Consider the following 15065-nt stretch of genomic DNA (forward strand, 5'->3'; position numbering starts at 1 on the left):
GGGTCGCCTCAGTGGTGCGCGCGCATGTGGGCGAGGACCCCGGCCGGGGCGTCGGGGGCGATGGCGTCGGCGATGGCCCCGGCCGCGCCCTCGGCCGCCTCGACCGAGCGCGGCAGCATCACCTTCTCGTAGGCGCGGACGGCATCGTTGAGGTCGTCCGCGCCGGCGATGGCCCGGGCGAGGTCGGCGCCGTCCAGCATCGCGAGGTTGGCGCCCTGGCCGGAGAAGGGCGACATCAGGTGCGCGGCGTCGCCCAGGAGCGTGAGGCCCGGGGTGTGCTCCCACGTGTGCGGGACGGGCAGCGCGTGGATGGGCCGGTTGGTGTAGGGGCCGTCGTTGCCGGTGATGAGGGCGAGGAGCGAGGCGTCCCAGCCGGGGAACTCCTTCAGCAGCGCCGCGCGGACGGCTCCGGTGTCGGCGAGGTCGACGCCGGCGCTCTCGTGCCAGTCGAGCGCGACGCGCATGGCGATGTAGACGCGGATGTGGCCGCCGCCGTTGCGCTGCGCGATGAGGCCGCGGTTGTCGTGCAGCGCCATCATGGTGCCGTCCCCGGTGAGGGCCGCGATGTCCCGGTGCCGGGTGTCGACGTCGTCGAAGCGGGCCTCGACGAAGGTGACGCCGCTGTAGCCGGGGACGGCGCCGGTCAGCACGGCGCGGACGCGGGACCACGCCCCGTCCGCGCCGATGACCAGGTCGTGGTCGGCGTGTGAGCCGTCACCGAAGTGGACCCGGTGGACGCCCCCGCCCAGCGGCTCCAGGCGGGTGACGGCGCGACCCCACCGGACGGTGCCCGGCGTCAGGGAGTCCAGCAGAAGGGCGCGGAGCCGACCCCGGTCGATCTCGGGCGCGCCGTCGCCGCTGCCGCCGAACACCTTGTCGAACCCGACGGCCGCGTCCCGGTCGAGCACCCGCATGCGCTGCCCCTCGGGCCGCGAGAGCGCCAGGAACGGCTCCAGGAGCCCGGCCGCGTCGAGGGCGGCCTGACCGGTGCCGGTGTGCATGTCGAGGGTGCCGCCCTGGTTCCGCGCGTCGCGGGAGGCGTCGGTGTCATAGACGGTGACGCCGATGCCGTGGGCCTGGAGGACGCGTGCGCAGGTCAGCCCGCCGGGGCCGGCGCCGACGACGGCGATGCTCGCGTTCATGATCCTTCTCCTTGGTCGGGGGCCGCCGGTGCCGGGGGCCGCTTCCGCCAGCATAGGTAGAATCGTTCTGAAAGTAAAACAGTTCCGAGTTTCGAACCGCTTCGAGTTTGGGCTAGGGTGAGCGCATGACGGAGACCTCGGCGCGGCCCGGCCGGCGCGAGCGCAAGAAGGCGGCCACCCGCCGCTCGATCGCGGACACGGCGCTCCGGCTGTTCCTGGAGCGCGGCTACGACGGGGTGGGCGTCCGCGAGATCGCCGAGGCGGCCGACGTGTCGGTGAGCACGCTGTTCAAGCACTTTCCCGGCGGCAAGGAGGCCCTGGTCTTCGACGAGGACGCCGACCGCGAGGCCGCCCTGGTCGCCGCCGTCACCGGCCGCTCCCCCGGCCGGTCGGTGCCGGACGCGCTCCGCGCGCACCTCGCCGCGTCCGGTCGTGCCGGCGACCCGCGCTTCGGCGGGTTCCAGCGGCTCGTCCAGGAGACTCCCGAGCTGCGCGAGCATTCGCGCCGGATGCTGCTGCGGCACGCGAACGCGCTGGCGCGGGCGATAGCCGAGCAGGCCGGGCGCCCGCCCGAGGACGACGGCTGCGCCGCGCTCGCCCGCCTCGCGCTGGAGGTCCCCGCCTTCGCCGCCGACCGCGACGACCCGTCCGCCGCCCTCGACCGCGCGTTCGCGCTGCTCGAACACGGCTGGACGGCGCTGACCTCGCCCGAGCACCCCACCGCCTGACCTTCTCCGAACCGCCCTCTCTTCGGCGTTCCTAGGTTGCTAGCATCCGTGTCAGCTAGGATGCTAGCATCAAGTCCGTGGGAGATGAGGACGTCAAGCAGTTCAACGTGTATCTGCCCATCGGGCTGATCAAGCAGGTCAAACATCACTCGGTCGAGTCGGGCCTGTCCCTGTCGGCCCTGGTCGCCGAGGCGTTGCGCGCCTATCTCGGCGACCCCCACGGGCAGAGTCGGCGATCGTCGGAACAAGGAGACAAGCAATGAGCACCCAAGGCTTCGAGGCCGTCTTCCTGGAGACCCACAACTGGGGCAAGGCGGCCAGGTTCTTCCAGGCGCTGGGCTTCGAGTTGGAGTTCGAGACCGGCCACGGCTCCGGCCAGCTCCGCAACGGGAACGGTCCCTACGTCTTCATCGCCGAGGTCCCCGAGGACCGGGAGCCCCGCCTCCAGCTCGCGCTGAGGGTCGAGGACGCCGAGGCGTTCCGCCCCGACCCGGTGGTCGAGGTGGTCACGGCGTTCGAGGACACCCACTTCGGGACGAAGGAGATGACCGTCCGCGACCCCGACGGGCGGCTATGGAGCCTCCAGGCGCCGGGCAAGGGCTGACCCCCACCGGCCCGGACGGGAACGAGGAGAGGACACGCATGAGCAGGTGGCGCGGCGACCCCTGGGCGGTGCTGGTGACGCTCAGCCTGGGGTTCTTCATGACGCTGCTGGACCTGACGGCCGTCAACGTCGCCATCCCCAGCATGATCGACAAGCTGGACGCCTCGCTCGACGCGGTGCTGTGGGTGATCAACGTCTACATCCTCGTGCTCGCCGCGCTGCTGATCACCGCCGGTCGGCTGGGCGACCTGCGCGGGCCGCGCGCCATGTTCGTGGCCGGGGTGGCGCTGTTCACGGTGGCCTCCGTCCTGTGCGGCCTGGCGCAGGACCCGGCCCAGCTCATCGCCGCCCGCGCCGTGCAGGGCCTCGGCGCCGCGGCGCTGATGCCGCAGACGATGACGATCATCATCGCCACGTTCCCGGCCGAGCGCCGGGGCGCGGCGCTGGGCGTCTGGGGCGCGGTCGCGGGCGTGGCGACGATCGCCGGGCCGACGCTCGGCGGGCTGCTGGTCAGCGCCGCCGGGTGGCGCTGGATCTTCTTCGTCAACGTTCCGATCGGCGCGGCCGTGCTGGTGATGGCGCTCACGCTGATCCCGGACGTCCGGCCCGGCAGGCCGCACCGGCTGGACGTGCCGGGCGTCGCGCTCGCGACCGCGGCGCTGCTGTGCCTGACCTTCGGGCTGACCGAGGGCCAGCGGTACGGCTGGAACGCCGGGATCTGGGCGCTGCTGGCCGGGGCGGCGCTGCTGCTCGCGGTGTTCCTGGCGCACCAGCGCACCCGGCAGGACGATGAGCCGCTGCTGCCGTTCACGCTCTTCCGCGACCGCGACTTCGCGGTCATGAGCGTGGTGTCGGCGGCGGTCCAGGTCGGGATGATCGGCCTGTTCCTGCCGGTGATGATCTACTTGCAGTCGGTCCTCGGGTTCAGCGCGCTGAAGGCGGGTCTGGTGATGGCGCCGGGCATGGTGCTGTCGGCGCTGGTGTCGCCGGTCGCGGGACGCGCGTCGGACCGGCTCGGCGGCAAGTACATCCTGATGTCCGGCCTCGCCCTGTTCGCGGTCGGCATGGCCTGGCTGGCGGCGGTCGCCGACGTCGGGCGCACCTGGCAGGCGCTCCAGCCTCCCCTGGCCGTGGCGGGGCTCGGGATCGGCTGCGTGTTCGGCCCGATGGTCACGGTCGCGCTGCGCAACGTGCAGCCGAGGATGGCCGGGGCCGCGTCCGGAGTGCTGAACACGATCCGGCAGATCGGCACGATCACCGGGAGCGCGGCGGTGGGCGCGATCCTGCAGAACCGCCTCGCCGGCTCGCTCCGGGACGAGGCGTCCGCGCGGGCCGCCGGTCTCCCACCGGACCTCCGCGGCCGGTTCGTGGCCGGGTTCGACCACGCCGCCAAGGGCGGTCTGGAGGTCGGCGGCGGCCGGGGCGCGGCGCCGGACACCCCTCCGGGGACGTCACCGGACCTCGTCCACCACGTCCAGCGGGTGGCGGCGGCGACGTTCGAGCACGGGTTCGTCCACGCGCTGCGGCCGACGCTGGCGCTGCCCATCGCGGTCATCGTGATCGGCGCCGCGTCGTGCGCGCTGGTGCGGCGCCACCGGTCCGAGGGGAGGGACGAGGCTCCGGTCGACAGCCGTCCCATGGCGGACACTCCGTAAGGGGGTCGGCGCCATCGAACCCGATCGTGGCCGACGGGTTTGGGATGTCACATAAGCGATGCCTTCGCAGTCTTCTTCTCCGGAGGTCCGAGCCGCCGCGTGCGGGCGGCTCGGACCGCCGCCATTGTCGGCGATCTCGAATTCGAGTTCAGGGACATTCGGAGGAAGCGCTTGCGTTCTCCTATCGCGGCCCTCGCCGTGACCGCCGTGGTCACCGCGGGCGGCCTGGGTCTGGCCGAGGCGCCCGCCTCGGCGTCGCCGCCGGGCGGGCCGGCTCCCAGACCATGACGGTCTTCGACTCCCGGACCGGCGAACCGGCCGGCACGCTCATCCTGTCCGACAGGGCGGAGACCAAGAGCGCCAAGAAGTGCGAGAAAACCGCCTGGGTCGGCAGGGTGTGCGTCAACGTCAACGGCAAGGGCCTGTACGTCAAGAGTTGGGCCACCACTTTCGAGCACACCCAGGAGTCCTACAAGTACCTGTGCAGCGAGGGGCGGTTCTGGGTGGACGGGAAACGGTTCCACACGAACCAGAAGTCCTGCGCCGACAAACACCACTCCGCACAGCTCACCTGGCGCGGCAAGGGGCGCAAGTTCCGCCACAACGCCAAACTGTGCAACAGCTGGACGATCGCCGGCCCGGCGAAACCCTGCATCACCGTCCACAAGTAAGGACAGAGTCCGGCTGAAGGCCGAGTGGCCGGAGTCCGCCGCCTGACGTCCGCCGCGGCCGTCAGGCGGGGGGCGGCGTCCAGGCCACGACGAGGTCCAGCAGGCCGGGGAAGCGCGCGTCGAGGTCGGCGGTGCGGACGTGGCTGCGGCGCTCCAGCCCGTACTGCCGCTGCCTGATCACCCCGGCCTCGCGCAGCGCCTTGAAGTGGTGGGTCAGCGACGACTTCGGCCGGTCCAGGCCGAACCAGCCGCACGTGTGGTCGAAGCGCTCGCGCTCCACCAGCAGCTTGCGGACGATCCCCAGCCGCAGCGGATCGCTCAGCACGCCCAGCACCGCCTCCAGCCGCAGGTCGTCGACCGCGGGCTCGGGCAGCGGCTCGGGCAGGCCGTCCGGCTCGGGCAGTTCCCGGACGGCGGGAACCTCGGTCACGGTCGCGGCCACGGCGGCCCTCCCCCAATGTCGACTGCTGTACGACTCCGATCGTACTACGTGCTATGTTCGAACGCACTCGAACCTATTCGACTCAAGTCGTACTGTCGATGTGCTGGGAGAACACGCATGTCAACGAGCCGGACCCTGTCGCCGCGGTCACCGCGGCTGCCCTTGTCCTCCCCCGCGCCCCGCGAGCGGGGGTCCACCGCCTGGATCTGGCTGGCCGCCTGGCCGGTCACCGCCGTGTTCGTGCTGTCCAACGCCGCGACCCCGCTGTACGTGCTGTGGCAGCGCGACCTCGGCTTCTCCCGGGGCACGCTGACGGTGATCTTCGCCTCCTACATCGCCGGGCTGCTGGGGTCCCTGCTGGTCTCCGGCGTCGCCTCCGACCGGCTCGGCCGCAGGCGCGTCCTCGTACCGGCGCTCGGGCTGGCCCTCGCCGCCTGCGCGATCTTCGCCGTCGCGCCCGGCGTCCCCGCGCTGATCATCGCCCGGCTGTTCAGCGGCATCGCCGTGGGCGCCGTGGTGTCGGCCGGCATGGCCGCGGTCACCGACGTCGCCGGCCCAGAGCGCACACCGCTGGCCGCCCTGCTGGCCTCGTGCGCGATGGTGCTCGGCGCGGGCCTCGGGCCGCTGCTGGCGGGCGTCCTGTCCGAGACCGTGCCGGGCCCGACCGTCACCGTCTTCCTCGTCGAGGCCGTCCTGCTGGCCACCGCCGTCCTGACGGTGCTCCGCATGCCTCTCCCCCGGCCGCCCGCGCCCGGCTCCGGCTCATGGGTCCGCCTGCCGCGCGTGCCCGCGGCCAACCGGCGGCACCTGATCCTGGGCATCGCCGTGTTCGCCCCCGGCATCACCGCGACCTCGTTCGTGCTGTCCCTGGGCCCCTCGCTGCTGTCGGGCCTGCTGGACACCACCAACCGGATCGTCGCCGGCGCGATGGCCTTCGCGATGTTCCTGACCTCCACCGCCGTGCAGTTCGCCGTCCGGTCGCTGCGCCGCCGCACGATCCTGCTCACCGGCGCCGGGGCGACGCTCGCCGCCATGGGCGCCCTGGTCGCCGCCGTCCACACCGGGTCGGTCGCGGTGCTGGTCGCCGCCGCCCTGCTCGCGGGCGCGGGGCAGGGCATGGGGCAGCTCGGCGGGTTGTCGCTGCTCAACTCCAACGTCCCGGCGGAGCGCCTGGCCGAGGCCAACGCCGCGCTCAACGTGGGCGGCTACCTGCCCGCCGGCCTGCTGCCCGTCTCCACCGGCTACCTCAGCGAGGCCGTCGGCCTCACCCGCGGGGCCACCACGTTCGGCACCGTCCTGGCCGCACTGGCGGTCGCCGGGGCCCTGGTGGTCCTCGCCACGCGTCCCCACGACATCGACCCGGCGTGAGGCGCCCGGCCTCAGGGGGAGGGCAGGTGGCGGCCGAGGCGCTTGCGGGTCTGGATGATCGAGGTCGTCTCCACATGGGTGATGGCGGGCAGCGCGGCGATGCGCTCGGTGAGGTAGCGGTACATGTCGTGGGTGTCCGCGCAGACGATGGTGGCGACCAGGTTGGTGGGGCCGGTGGTGGCCGCGGCGAACACGATCTCGGGGTGGGAGGCCAGCGCCCGTCCGGTGGCCTCCAGGTCGGCGGGCGCGGTCGAGGCCCACAGCCGCGCGCCCGTGCGGTAGCCCAGGTAGGCGGTGTCGAACTCGACGTAGAAGTGGAGCGCGCCGCCGGCCCGCAACTCCTCCATCCGCCGCCGGACGGTCGACTGCGACCAGCCGGTGGCCGCCGCGAGATCGGCCAGCGGGGCGCGACCGTCCCGGGCCAGGGCGTTCAGCAGGTGGAGGTCGTCGGCGTCGCAGTCGGCCGGCTCGGCGCCGGTCGCCGCCTCCGGCCCCGGGCCGAGCCGGTCCGCCTCCTGCTCGGTGAGGGCGTTGAGCAGCCGGACGCGGCCGGGCGACCCGTAGTAGGTGTGCAGGAGCGAGTAGGCGGCGATGTCCACCAGCCGTCCGGTGCGGGGCAGGCGCTCCAGGAGCAGGTGCTCGCCCTCGCCGGGCCCCCGCGCGCGGACGATGCACTGGACCTCGGTGCCGCCGGACACCAGCTGCACCCAGGCGGTGTCGTCCCTGCGGGCCAGCGCCGCGGCGATCGCGCCCGCCGCGCCGGGGGCGCAGCGCAGCCGCAGCATCCAGCGCCCGTGGCCGTAGAAGTTGGCGGGCGGCACCGCCACCACCCGCAGCAGGTCCGCCGAGCGCAGCCGCCGGTAGCGCCGCGCGACGGTCTGGTCCGACACGCCCAGCACGTCGGCGACGCGGCTGAAGGGGGCGCGCGCGTCGAGCTGGAGCGCGTGGACGAGCCGCCGGTCGAACGCGTCGGCGGTGTCGGTTTTCACCACCACAGCCTATGCGGTGTCGAATCTGGTCGATGTGGCCCGTCTGAGTTGTCGGGCGCGGACTCGCGCAGCACCCTCGTCAGCGACCTGACCTGGTAGGACGATATGGGGGTAGGACGATGATCCTGGTGATCGGGGCAACGGGGAACGTCGGACGGCACGTGCTGTCCCAGCTCCAGGCCGTGGGGGCGGACGGGGTCCGCGCGCTGGTGCGTCCGGACGAGGCGGCCGAGGCCGACCTGCCCGCCGGTGTCGAGGTCGCGGTCGGCGACCTGAAGGACGCCCCGGGACTGGAGGCCGCGCTGACCGGCGTCGAGACGGTCTTCCTGGTGTGGCCGATGCTGACCACCGAGGGCGCGCGCGAGGTGCTGGAGGCGATCGCCCGGCACGCGCGGCACGTGGTCTACCTGTCCTCGATCGGTGTGGGAGGGCGCCCCGAGGAACGGCACGACCCCATCTTCACGCTGCACGCCGGGATGGAGGCCCTGGTCGCGGAGTTCGGACCCTCCCACACCGTCCTGCGGGCGGACACCATCGCCAGCAACACGCTGGGCTGGGCCGACCAGATCCGCACCACCGGGACGGTGCGCGGCCCGCTCATGCCCGCGACGGCGGTCATCGACCCGCGCGACATCGCGGCCGTCGCCGCCCGCGTCCTCACCGGCGACGCCCACCGGGGCGCGACCCACCGGCTGACCGGGCCGGAGGTGATCGGCCCTCCCGAGCAGGTCCGGGCGATCGGCGCGGCGGTCGGCCGCGAGCTGCGCTTCGAGGAGGTCCCGGTCGAGCGGGCGCGGGAGCGGATGCTGGCCGACGGCCGCCCGCCCGTCCTGGTGGACGCGCTGCTGGGCGCGGCCGAGATCCGCGCGGCCTCGACGCTGGTCACCTCGACCGTCGCCGACATCACCGGGGAACCGGCGCGCACCTTCCAGCGGTGGGCCGAGGACCACCGCGACTCCTTCCGCTGAAGGCCGCCGGTCAGGTCGTCTCCTCCTCCGTAGGGGCGGAGGCGCGGGGCGAGGGCCAGGTGCAGCCGCGGTGGGCGCGCCGGCGGCAGCGTCCCGAGCAGAAGCGGCGCGGACGGCCGCGTCCGGGCGGGGGGCAGCGGCGTGCGGCTCACCTGTCGGCCCATGCCGGCGGCGCGGCGGACGGGCCGTCCTGCGCGGCGGGGCTGCGGCTCGGCGCGGTGGTCGCGGGAGCGGTCTCGCTGGGGCGCGGCGCTGGTGGTGCCGGCGGGCCGCCGCGCGGGCGCGGCACAAGATCACACCGGTGGGGTTCCATTCAGTGGAAAGCTGATGTTTCCCGCCGCGTCGGGCATGGTCAGGGTGGGGAGGGGGGCCTCCGTGGTCCCCGCGCGCGTATCTGAGGAGGAACGATGACGTTGCTCGATCCCGCCCTGTGGACGGGGAAGATCTTCGACGGCGGCTGGTCCGCCGGCCGGGGCGGTGTCTACGACGTCGTCGAGCCGGCGACCGGCGGCACGCTCGGCAGCCTGGGCCAGGCGGACGGCGCGGACGTCGCCGCCGCCGCGAAGGCCGCCGCCGCCGCGCAGCGGGACTGGGCCGCCCGCACCTACGAGGAGCGCGCGGCCGTGCTGCGCCGCGCCGGACGGCTGTTCGAGGACCACGCCGAGGAGATCCGCGACTGGCTCGTCCGGGAGGCCGGGTCGATCCCGCCGAAGGCCGAGCTCGAAGCGCACTTCGCCGCGAACCTCTGCTACGAGTCGGCGGCGCTGGCCTCGCACCCGCAGGGGCTCGTGCTGCCGTCGGCGCAGCCGCGCTGGAGCCTCGCGCGGCGCCGTCCCGCCGGGGTGGTGAGCGTCATCTCGCCGTTCAACTTCCCGCTGATCCTGTCGATGCGGTCGGTGGCGCCCGCGCTGGCGCTGGGCAACGCGGTGCTGCTGAAGCCCGACCCGCGCACGGCGGTGTGCGGCGGCGTGGTGCTCGCGCGGGTGTTCCAGGAGGCGGGGCTGCCCGAGGGCCTGCTGCACCTGCTGCCCGGCGGCCTGGAGGCGGGCGAGGCGGTCGTGGCCGCGCCCGAGGTGCGGGTGGTGTCCTTCACCGGCTCCACCCCCGCCGGACGCAAGATCGGCGAGGTGTGCGGGCGGCTGCTCAAGCGCGCCCACCTGGAGCTGGGCGGCAACAACGCGCTGATCGTGCTGCCGGGCGCGGACGTGTCCAAGGCGGTGTCGGCGGGCGCGTGGGGGTCGTTCCTGCACCAGGGGCAGATCTGTATGACGACGGGGCGGCACCTCGTCCACGAGAGCCTGCACGAGGAGTACGTCGCGGCGCTGGCCGACAAGGCCGACAAGCTGCCGGTCGGCGACCCGGCGGCCGGGCCGGTCGCGCTGGGCCCGATCATCGACGAGCGGCAGCTCGCGCACGTGGACGAGCTGGTGCGCGGCACCGTCGCGGCGGGCGCGCGGCTCGCGGCGGGCGGCACCCACGAGGGGCTGTTCTACCGCCCGACCGTGCTCGCGGAGGTCACCCCGGACATGCCCGCGTACGCGCAGGAGGTGTTCGGCCCGGTCGCGCCCGTCGTGCCGTTCGCGACGGCCGACGACGCGATCGCGCTGGCGGCCGACAGCGAGTACGGCCTCTCGCTCGGCATCCTCGGCGACGTCGGCCAGGCCATGAAGATCGCCGACGCCGTGCCCACCGGGCTCGTGCACATCAACGACCAGACCGTGAACGACGAGCCGGTCGTACCGTTCGGAGGGCTCGCCGCGTCCGGGAACGGGTCCCGGTTCGGCGGCCCGGACGCCAACATCGAGGCGTTCACCGAGTCGCAGTGGGTGACGATGCGCGGCGAGATCGCCCCGCACCCCTTCTAGACGGCCGAGGACGTGCGGGGCCCGGGCCACGCGGCTCAGGCCTCGCACACCGGCGGGTCAGATCGCCTCGGCGTGCCCGGTGTGGTGGTCCCGGCCCGTCTCGCGCAGCCACCGGCGCTCGCAGGCCCCGGCGTTCACGGCGGGCGTCTCCAGGGCGCCCACGTGACCGGCCTCCTCGTCGCCCGGCTCGACCACGCGCTTCTCGTAGTTCGGGGGCCATCGGAGCATCAGGCGTCGGCCGCAGACGGGGCACACCCACTCCTCCAGGCCCGACTCCCCGACCCTGACCATCTGCATCTCGTGCGCTTTCCGCAAGACGGTCCTCCTCAACCGCCGGGCCCGCACCGGCGTGGTCCCGGCGAGGTCCCGGTCTCCATACGCCTACCGTCATAGCCCCTTGACAGCGCCTTTAAACGGCTTTGCCGCTTCTGACCTGCCCGAATGCGCCATCGGGAGGGTGGTGGGCGGACCGACCGAAAACCGTTTGAGTCAGGTCGGCCCGTGCCCCTACGGTGGGCGCGTGGGATGTTACGTGAACATCGCGGCCCAGGGGACCGCCCATGCCGCCGCCTATGTGCGGCCGCGCGGGCGCCGTCCCGCCCTGGACCGCCCAGTGCGCGCCGACGCCTGATCTCCCGGCGGGGACGCCCCGCCTCCTGAACGCCGCCTCAGCCGCTGACCCGCCGAGCCGCGCGTTCCGTCGCCCGTGCAGTCCGACGCCGTCCAGGGCCTCCGAGCCCTTGACCATCTCGGACGGGCCCGCCGGGCACTCCCGCGCTCCTCGGCGCCGCCTCGCGCGCGGCCCGTCCGTCCTCCCGGCCCATGGCCGGACGCCAAGGACGGCGACCGTGAACGAACGCATCTCCCATCACCGGCGCGCGGCGAAGGGGCGGACCGCCCGTGACCGCGCCCGCCGCGAGCTCTCCCAGAACTTCCTCGCCGACCGCGACCTGATCCGCCGCTACGCGCGCATGGTCGGCGACGGTCCCGGCGGCCTCGTCGTCGAGGTCGGCGCGGGTGACGGGCGCGTCACCGCCGCGCTGGCCGACCGCGCCGACCGCGTCATCGCCTACGAGGTCGACCCGGTGTGGGCGGCCCGGCTGCGCGGCCGCGGCCTCGGCAACGTCACCTGCGTGCGGGGCGACTTCCTCCGGGCGCGGCCGCCCGGCGGGCCGTTCCACCTGGCCGGGAACATCCCCTACTCCGCCACGTCCCGGATCGTCGGCTGGGCCCTGGACGCGCCGGGCCTGGCGTCGGCCACCCTCATCACGCAGTGGGAGTACGCCCGCAAGCGCACCGGCGGCTACGGACGCTGGAGCCGCCTCACCGTCGAGACGTGGCCGCGGTTCGGTTGGCGGCTGGCCGAACGCATCCCGCGCGAGGGCTTCCGCCCCGTCCCGCGCGTGGACTCGGCGATCCTGCGGCTCGACCGGCGCGAGCACGCGCTCCTGCCCGGGTCCGCCATGGACGCCTACCGGCGGTGCGTCACCCTCGGGTTCGGCGGCAAGGGCGGCACGCTGCACGCCTCACTGCGCGCCGCCCATCCGAGGCGGCGCCTGGACGCGGCGTTCCGCGCCGCCAGGCTCCCCCGCGACACCGTCGTCGCGTTCGTCCACCCCGACCAGTGGGTCACGCTGTTCGGCGTCCTGCATGACTGAGTCACACGCTCCACAGGCGCCGCTTGCGGTACCTCGGCTCCCACGTCAGCCGGTTGTCCTCCTGGACGGCCCTGGGCAGCGCGGTCAGGAAGCGGCTCCGCTCGATCGGCCCGATCCCGTCCACGATCCACGGGACGAGGCGGGTCATGTGCGTCCCGCACTCGCGGCGGAGCGCGTCGCGGAGCCCCCGCCACTCCTCCGGGCCGAGCACCGAGCGCGCCAGCGGCAGCGCGCCGGTGTCCTCATGCCGCAGCTGGACGTCCAGCGCCGTCCGCAGCGCCGCGACCGCCGCCTCCAGGTTCGCGCGGTCGGACGGGTCGTCCTGCTCCAGCGCGGCGTCGACCGCGACCACCAGCGGCTCGATCCGCGCGTACCCCTCCTGGACGTCCGCGAGGACGGCCAGCTCGACGGGCCTGCCGCGCACCGCCCGCGCGACGCGTGGCCACAGCAGCGATTCCTCCACCTGGAAGTGCAGGTGGAGCTGCTCCTTGAGGTTCTCCCAGCCCGCGCGGACATGCGGCGCGCGGTCCTTGCCCGCCGCCACGACCGCCGCGAGCCGGTCCACGTCGCGGCGGAAGGCGTCGTGCGCCGCGTGGACGAAGGCGAGGTCCGCCGTCTCCCGCGCCGGGGTCGCGAAAGTCTCCATACTGGGAAAGAGGCTTCGCGGACCCCGGATGTGACGTCGGCGCGCCTTCCGAGACACATCTCACACGGGGTTCAGCGGGAGCCGGCCGGTTCCGCGCGCCGACCCTCCCGGAAGATCACCAGGGCCATTCCCTCCGTGAAGATCAGGAACAGCACGCCGAAGACGACGCCGAACCGCCACCGGCCCCCCGAGGACGTGTCGTGGGGCCTGGCCCGATCGGGATCGTCCGGATCGTAGACGACCGCGATCCTGGCGCCCACCGGGTGGTCGCCGTGTTCGTCGTCCACCACGTGCCGCGTCCCGTCGGAGGCGGTGAAGCCCACCTTGACGACCGTGCGGGTACCCGCCGGGCCCCTCGGCTCGGTCCTCTTCGAGATCACCGTTCCGGTGGTGGTGATGCCGTGGTCGGAGAGCCGGGCGAGTTCCCTCATCTCGTGCAGGCTGAACAGGATGATGCCGAGGCCGACGCACCCGAAGAAGAGCGCCATCCCCAGCAGTCTGGCGTCATCGGAATCCATGGCGCGCATGATCGGCTCCCCGCTGGCGCTGGGCCGGGCGCCCGACGCACGAACATTGCGTCCCACACCGGCGCTTTCGTCAACCCCGCCCGCGCCCAGGGGCTGGTCCGTGGATCACATGGGTCACCACCGCCTGCCGGAGCAACCGCAGGCCGGCGTCCAGATCCTGCTCCCACAGGGGGTGTTCCCAGTCGGTCAGCGGGTCTCCGCCCCACACCGGGTTGACCAGGATGTCGAGCCGCCCGGCCCGCTCGGCGGCGATCTTGTCGACGAGGGAGCGGACCTCATCGGGACGACCGTGGTCGACGCGGACGGCGACGCCCCGTCCGCCGCCTCGGGTGCCCCCGGCGACCAGGGCCACCTTTCCGGCGAGCGGACGCGCGCCGGTCGTCATGATTCCTCCAGGTCGTGCAGGGGCGGAAGGTAGGGGGACAGCACGACACGGAGCTCTCGCCGGAGCCGCTGTTCAAGGGTGCCTTCACGGTCGAGCGCCCAGGTCAGGCCCGCCCCGGCGGCGATCCTGGACGGAGCGCGCCAGCGCCGCGGCGTCGGTTCCGGCGCGCAGCTCGCCCGTATCGGCCGCCTCCGTCAGCAGGTCCTCGATCACCCGCGCCTGGGTGCGGTGAATGGCCGGCGCGCGCTCGTAGAGCTGCGGATCGCCGATATCCATGCACAAAAACGCCAGGTGGTTGGCGTAGCTCCCCGGGGTGGAGATCTCCGCTGCCGACTCCGCCGTCAACGCCGCCAGGGCCCCGCCCGGCCCATGACCCGGACCGTCGCGCGGAGGATCACCGTGTCCTCGACCCCTCGGGGACGTGCCATCACTGCCATCCTGTCAACCGTGCCGGAGTCCCCCGCCAGAGGTCATCGAGAGCCGCCATGCCCACCGCAGTACAGTGATCCCGCATGACCGACTCCCACTTCGAGATCACCGCCGACCTGGTCCGCGCCCTGCTGCGGGAGCAGCATCCAGACCTCGCGGGGCCGGCCGTCCGCGAAGTGGCGGGCGGGTGGGGCAACCAGATGTGGCGCCTCGGGGACGACCTGGCCGTGCGCATGCCGCGCATGGAAGGCGCCGTGGGTCAGCAGCGCAAGGAGTGCCGGTGGCTGCCCGTCCTGGCCGGGCGCCTGCCGCTTCCGATCCCCGCCCCGGTGCGGATCGGTGAGCCGTCCGCCCGGTTCCCCAGGCCCTGGACCGTCATGACGTGGGTCCACGGGGAGCCGCTGGACCACACCTCGATCAGCCGCGGCGACCACGCGGCCGACACCCTGGCGGGCTTCCTCAGGGCGCTCCACGTGGAGGCGCCCGACGACGCGCCGATCAGCGAGGACCGCGGTGACCACCCCGGCAAGTGCACCGACGGGTTCGACCACTTCTTCCACGCCGTCGTCCCCGACGACATCGCCGACGACGTCCGGGCCGTCTGGGACGACGCCGTAGCGGCGCCCGAGTGGGAGGGCCCGCCGCTCTGGGTGCATGGCGACCTCCATCCCGCGAACGTCGTAATCGCGGACGGGACGCTCGCAGGCGTGATCGACTTCGGGGACATGTTCGCCGGAGATCCGGCCTGGGACCTGGCGGCCGCATGGGTGATCCTCCCCGCCGGCGCCGCCGCCCGCTTCTTCGACGCTTACGCGCACGCGGACGAGGGGACGATCCGGCGCGCCCGCGGGCTGGCCGCTCTGAAGGGCCTGTTCCTCATGCTGATGGGCGAGAACGGAGACCGCGGCCTCCCTGGCGGCAAACCGGCATGGGGACCCGCGGGCCGGGCAGCGCTCGATCGCGTGCTGAGCGGATAGGCAGGGGCACC

At 73.7% G+C, this 15065-nt stretch carries 18 protein-coding genes; 10 read left to right on the top strand and 8 right to left on the bottom strand.

Translation table 11 applies throughout. The features are described 5' to 3' along the window. Window positions 1–8 precede the first annotated feature (8 nt). The gene (locus KLI87_RS28185; RefSeq protein WP_214619354.1) at window positions 9–1142 is read right to left on the bottom strand and encodes an NAD(P)/FAD-dependent oxidoreductase; all 1134 of its coding nucleotides are present in this window, start codon (window positions 1140–1142) and stop codon (window positions 9–11) included. Window positions 1143–1267: 125 nt separating this feature from the next. Between KLI87_RS28185 and KLI87_RS28190 the strand changes: the two genes are divergently transcribed. The 5 genes from KLI87_RS28190 to KLI87_RS28210 all read left to right on the top strand — a co-directional run bounded on the left by KLI87_RS28190 (window position 1268) and on the right by KLI87_RS28210 (window position 4800). Further along, window positions 1268–1870: a TetR/AcrR family transcriptional regulator gene (locus KLI87_RS28190; RefSeq protein ID WP_214619355.1), complete on the top strand. Its 603-nt coding sequence runs from the start codon at window positions 1268–1270 to the stop codon at window positions 1868–1870. Between the two features lie 77 nt (window positions 1871–1947). Next, entirely contained in the window at window positions 1948–2133 is a 186-nt protein-coding gene (locus KLI87_RS28195; RefSeq protein WP_214619356.1) for a CopG family transcriptional regulator, read from the top strand. After that, entirely contained in the window at window positions 2130–2474 is a 345-nt protein-coding gene (locus tag KLI87_RS28200; protein WP_156216538.1) for a VOC family protein, read from the top strand. Before KLI87_RS28195 ends, KLI87_RS28200 begins: the two co-directional genes overlap by 4 nt. 38 nt (window positions 2475–2512) lie before the next feature. Continuing rightward, on the top strand, window positions 2513–4129 hold the full coding sequence (locus tag KLI87_RS28205; RefSeq protein ID WP_214619357.1) for an MFS transporter: 1617 nt from the start codon (window positions 2513–2515) through the stop codon (window positions 4127–4129). Between the two features lie 284 nt (window positions 4130–4413). Beyond that, window positions 4414–4800, top strand: a complete 387-nt coding sequence (locus KLI87_RS28210; RefSeq protein WP_214619358.1) for a hypothetical protein — start codon at window positions 4414–4416, stop codon at window positions 4798–4800. A 61-nt stretch (window positions 4801–4861) separates the two neighbouring features. Here KLI87_RS28210 and KLI87_RS28215 read toward each other — a convergent pair whose 3' ends face one another. Then, on the bottom strand, window positions 4862–5242 hold the full coding sequence (locus KLI87_RS28215; protein ID WP_308166252.1) for an ArsR family transcriptional regulator: 381 nt from the start codon (window positions 5240–5242) through the stop codon (window positions 4862–4864). 117 nt (window positions 5243–5359) lie between these two features. Between KLI87_RS28215 and KLI87_RS28220 the strand changes: the two genes are divergently transcribed. Further along, on the top strand, window positions 5360–6610 hold the full coding sequence (locus KLI87_RS28220) for an MFS transporter (RefSeq protein WP_214619359.1): 1251 nt from the start codon (window positions 5360–5362) through the stop codon (window positions 6608–6610). A gap of 11 nt (window positions 6611–6621) precedes the next feature. Here KLI87_RS28220 and KLI87_RS28225 read toward each other — a convergent pair whose 3' ends face one another. Continuing rightward, window positions 6622–7599, bottom strand: coding sequence for an Lrp/AsnC family transcriptional regulator (locus tag KLI87_RS28225; protein ID WP_214619360.1), 978 nt, complete (start codon window positions 7597–7599; stop codon window positions 6622–6624). Window positions 7600–7718: 119 nt separating this feature from the next. Here KLI87_RS28225 and KLI87_RS28230 point away from each other — a divergent pair, with 119 nt between their 5' ends. Both KLI87_RS28230 and KLI87_RS28235 read left to right on the top strand, forming a co-directional pair. Then, entirely contained in the window at window positions 7719–8567 is an 849-nt protein-coding gene (locus KLI87_RS28230) for an NAD(P)H-binding protein (RefSeq protein ID WP_214619361.1), read from the top strand. A 407-nt stretch (window positions 8568–8974) separates the two neighbouring features. Then, window positions 8975–10432 (top strand): aldehyde dehydrogenase family protein, encoded by a 1458-nt coding sequence (locus KLI87_RS28235; RefSeq protein WP_214619362.1) that lies wholly within the window; start codon window positions 8975–8977, stop codon window positions 10430–10432. A 57-nt stretch (window positions 10433–10489) separates the two neighbouring features. On the opposite strand, the gene KLI87_RS28240 is transcribed toward KLI87_RS28235, so the two are convergent. After that, the gene (locus KLI87_RS28240) at window positions 10490–10747 is read right to left on the bottom strand and encodes a hypothetical protein (protein WP_214619363.1); all 258 of its coding nucleotides are present in this window, start codon (window positions 10745–10747) and stop codon (window positions 10490–10492) included. A 545-nt stretch (window positions 10748–11292) separates the two neighbouring features. Here KLI87_RS28240 and erm point away from each other — a divergent pair. Beyond that, a complete protein-coding gene (gene erm / locus KLI87_RS28245; protein WP_374225487.1) occupies window positions 11293–12090 on the top strand; it encodes an ErmE/ErmH/ErmO/ErmR family 23S rRNA (adenine(2058)-N(6))-methyltransferase in 798 nt (265 codons plus the stop codon). Window position 12091: 1 nt separating this feature from the next. On the opposite strand, the gene KLI87_RS28250 is transcribed toward erm, so the two are convergent. The 4 genes from KLI87_RS28250 to KLI87_RS28265 form a co-directional block, all read right to left on the bottom strand. Then, complete coding sequence (locus KLI87_RS28250) at window positions 12092–12736, bottom strand: hemerythrin domain-containing protein (protein WP_214619364.1); 645 nt, start codon at window positions 12734–12736, stop codon at window positions 12092–12094. A 71-nt stretch (window positions 12737–12807) separates the two neighbouring features. Beyond that, window positions 12808–13254: a DUF3592 domain-containing protein gene (locus KLI87_RS28255; protein ID WP_214619365.1), complete on the bottom strand. Its 447-nt coding sequence runs from the start codon at window positions 13252–13254 to the stop codon at window positions 12808–12810. A gap of 79 nt (window positions 13255–13333) precedes the next feature. Beyond that, a complete protein-coding gene (locus KLI87_RS28260; RefSeq protein WP_214619366.1) occupies window positions 13334–13648 on the bottom strand; it encodes a hypothetical protein in 315 nt (104 codons plus the stop codon). An 84-nt stretch (window positions 13649–13732) separates the two neighbouring features. Beyond that, the gene (locus KLI87_RS28265) at window positions 13733–13993 is read right to left on the bottom strand and encodes a hypothetical protein (RefSeq protein ID WP_214619367.1); all 261 of its coding nucleotides are present in this window, start codon (window positions 13991–13993) and stop codon (window positions 13733–13735) included. Between the two features lie 167 nt (window positions 13994–14160). Between KLI87_RS28265 and KLI87_RS28270 the strand changes: the two genes are divergently transcribed. Further along, window positions 14161–15054 carry an aminoglycoside phosphotransferase family protein gene (locus tag KLI87_RS28270; protein WP_214619368.1) on the top strand — a complete coding sequence of 298 codons (894 nt, stop codon included), beginning with the start codon at window positions 14161–14163 and terminating at the stop codon, window positions 15052–15054. The last annotated feature ends 11 nt before the right edge of the window (window positions 15055–15065 follow it).

This window comes from Actinomadura sp. NEAU-AAG7 (assembly GCF_018603865.1).
GTDB lineage: Bacteria > Actinomycetota > Actinomycetes > Streptosporangiales > Streptosporangiaceae > Spirillospora > Spirillospora litoris.

What these genes read in the sequence shown, in the direction of transcription:
- KLI87_RS28185 (WP_214619354.1), bottom strand. Translation starts at nt 1,142, where the DNA reads ATGAACGCGAGCATCGCCGTCGTCGGCGCCGGCCCCGGCGGGCTGACC.
- KLI87_RS28190 (WP_214619355.1), top strand. Translation starts at nt 1,268, where the DNA reads ATGACGGAGACCTCGGCGCGGCCCGGCCGGCGCGAGCGCAAGAAGGCG.
- KLI87_RS28200 (WP_156216538.1), top strand. Translation starts at nt 2,130, where the DNA reads ATGAGCACCCAAGGCTTCGAGGCCGTCTTCCTGGAGACCCACAACTGG.
- KLI87_RS28205 (WP_214619357.1), top strand. Translation starts at nt 2,513, where the DNA reads ATGAGCAGGTGGCGCGGCGACCCCTGGGCGGTGCTGGTGACGCTCAGC.
- KLI87_RS28210 (WP_214619358.1), top strand. Translation starts at nt 4,414, where the DNA reads ATGACGGTCTTCGACTCCCGGACCGGCGAACCGGCCGGCACGCTCATC.
- KLI87_RS28220 (WP_214619359.1), top strand. Translation starts at nt 5,360, where the DNA reads ATGTCAACGAGCCGGACCCTGTCGCCGCGGTCACCGCGGCTGCCCTTG.
- KLI87_RS28230 (WP_214619361.1), top strand. Translation starts at nt 7,719, where the DNA reads ATGATCCTGGTGATCGGGGCAACGGGGAACGTCGGACGGCACGTGCTG.
- KLI87_RS28235 (WP_214619362.1), top strand. Translation starts at nt 8,975, where the DNA reads ATGACGTTGCTCGATCCCGCCCTGTGGACGGGGAAGATCTTCGACGGC.
- KLI87_RS28250 (WP_214619364.1), bottom strand. Translation starts at nt 12,736, where the DNA reads ATGGAGACTTTCGCGACCCCGGCGCGGGAGACGGCGGACCTCGCCTTC.
- KLI87_RS28255 (WP_214619365.1), bottom strand. Translation starts at nt 13,254, where the DNA reads ATGGATTCCGATGACGCCAGACTGCTGGGGATGGCGCTCTTCTTCGGG.
- KLI87_RS28260 (WP_214619366.1), bottom strand. Translation starts at nt 13,648, where the DNA reads ATGACGACCGGCGCGCGTCCGCTCGCCGGAAAGGTGGCCCTGGTCGCC.
- KLI87_RS28270 (WP_214619368.1), top strand. Translation starts at nt 14,161, where the DNA reads ATGACCGACTCCCACTTCGAGATCACCGCCGACCTGGTCCGCGCCCTG.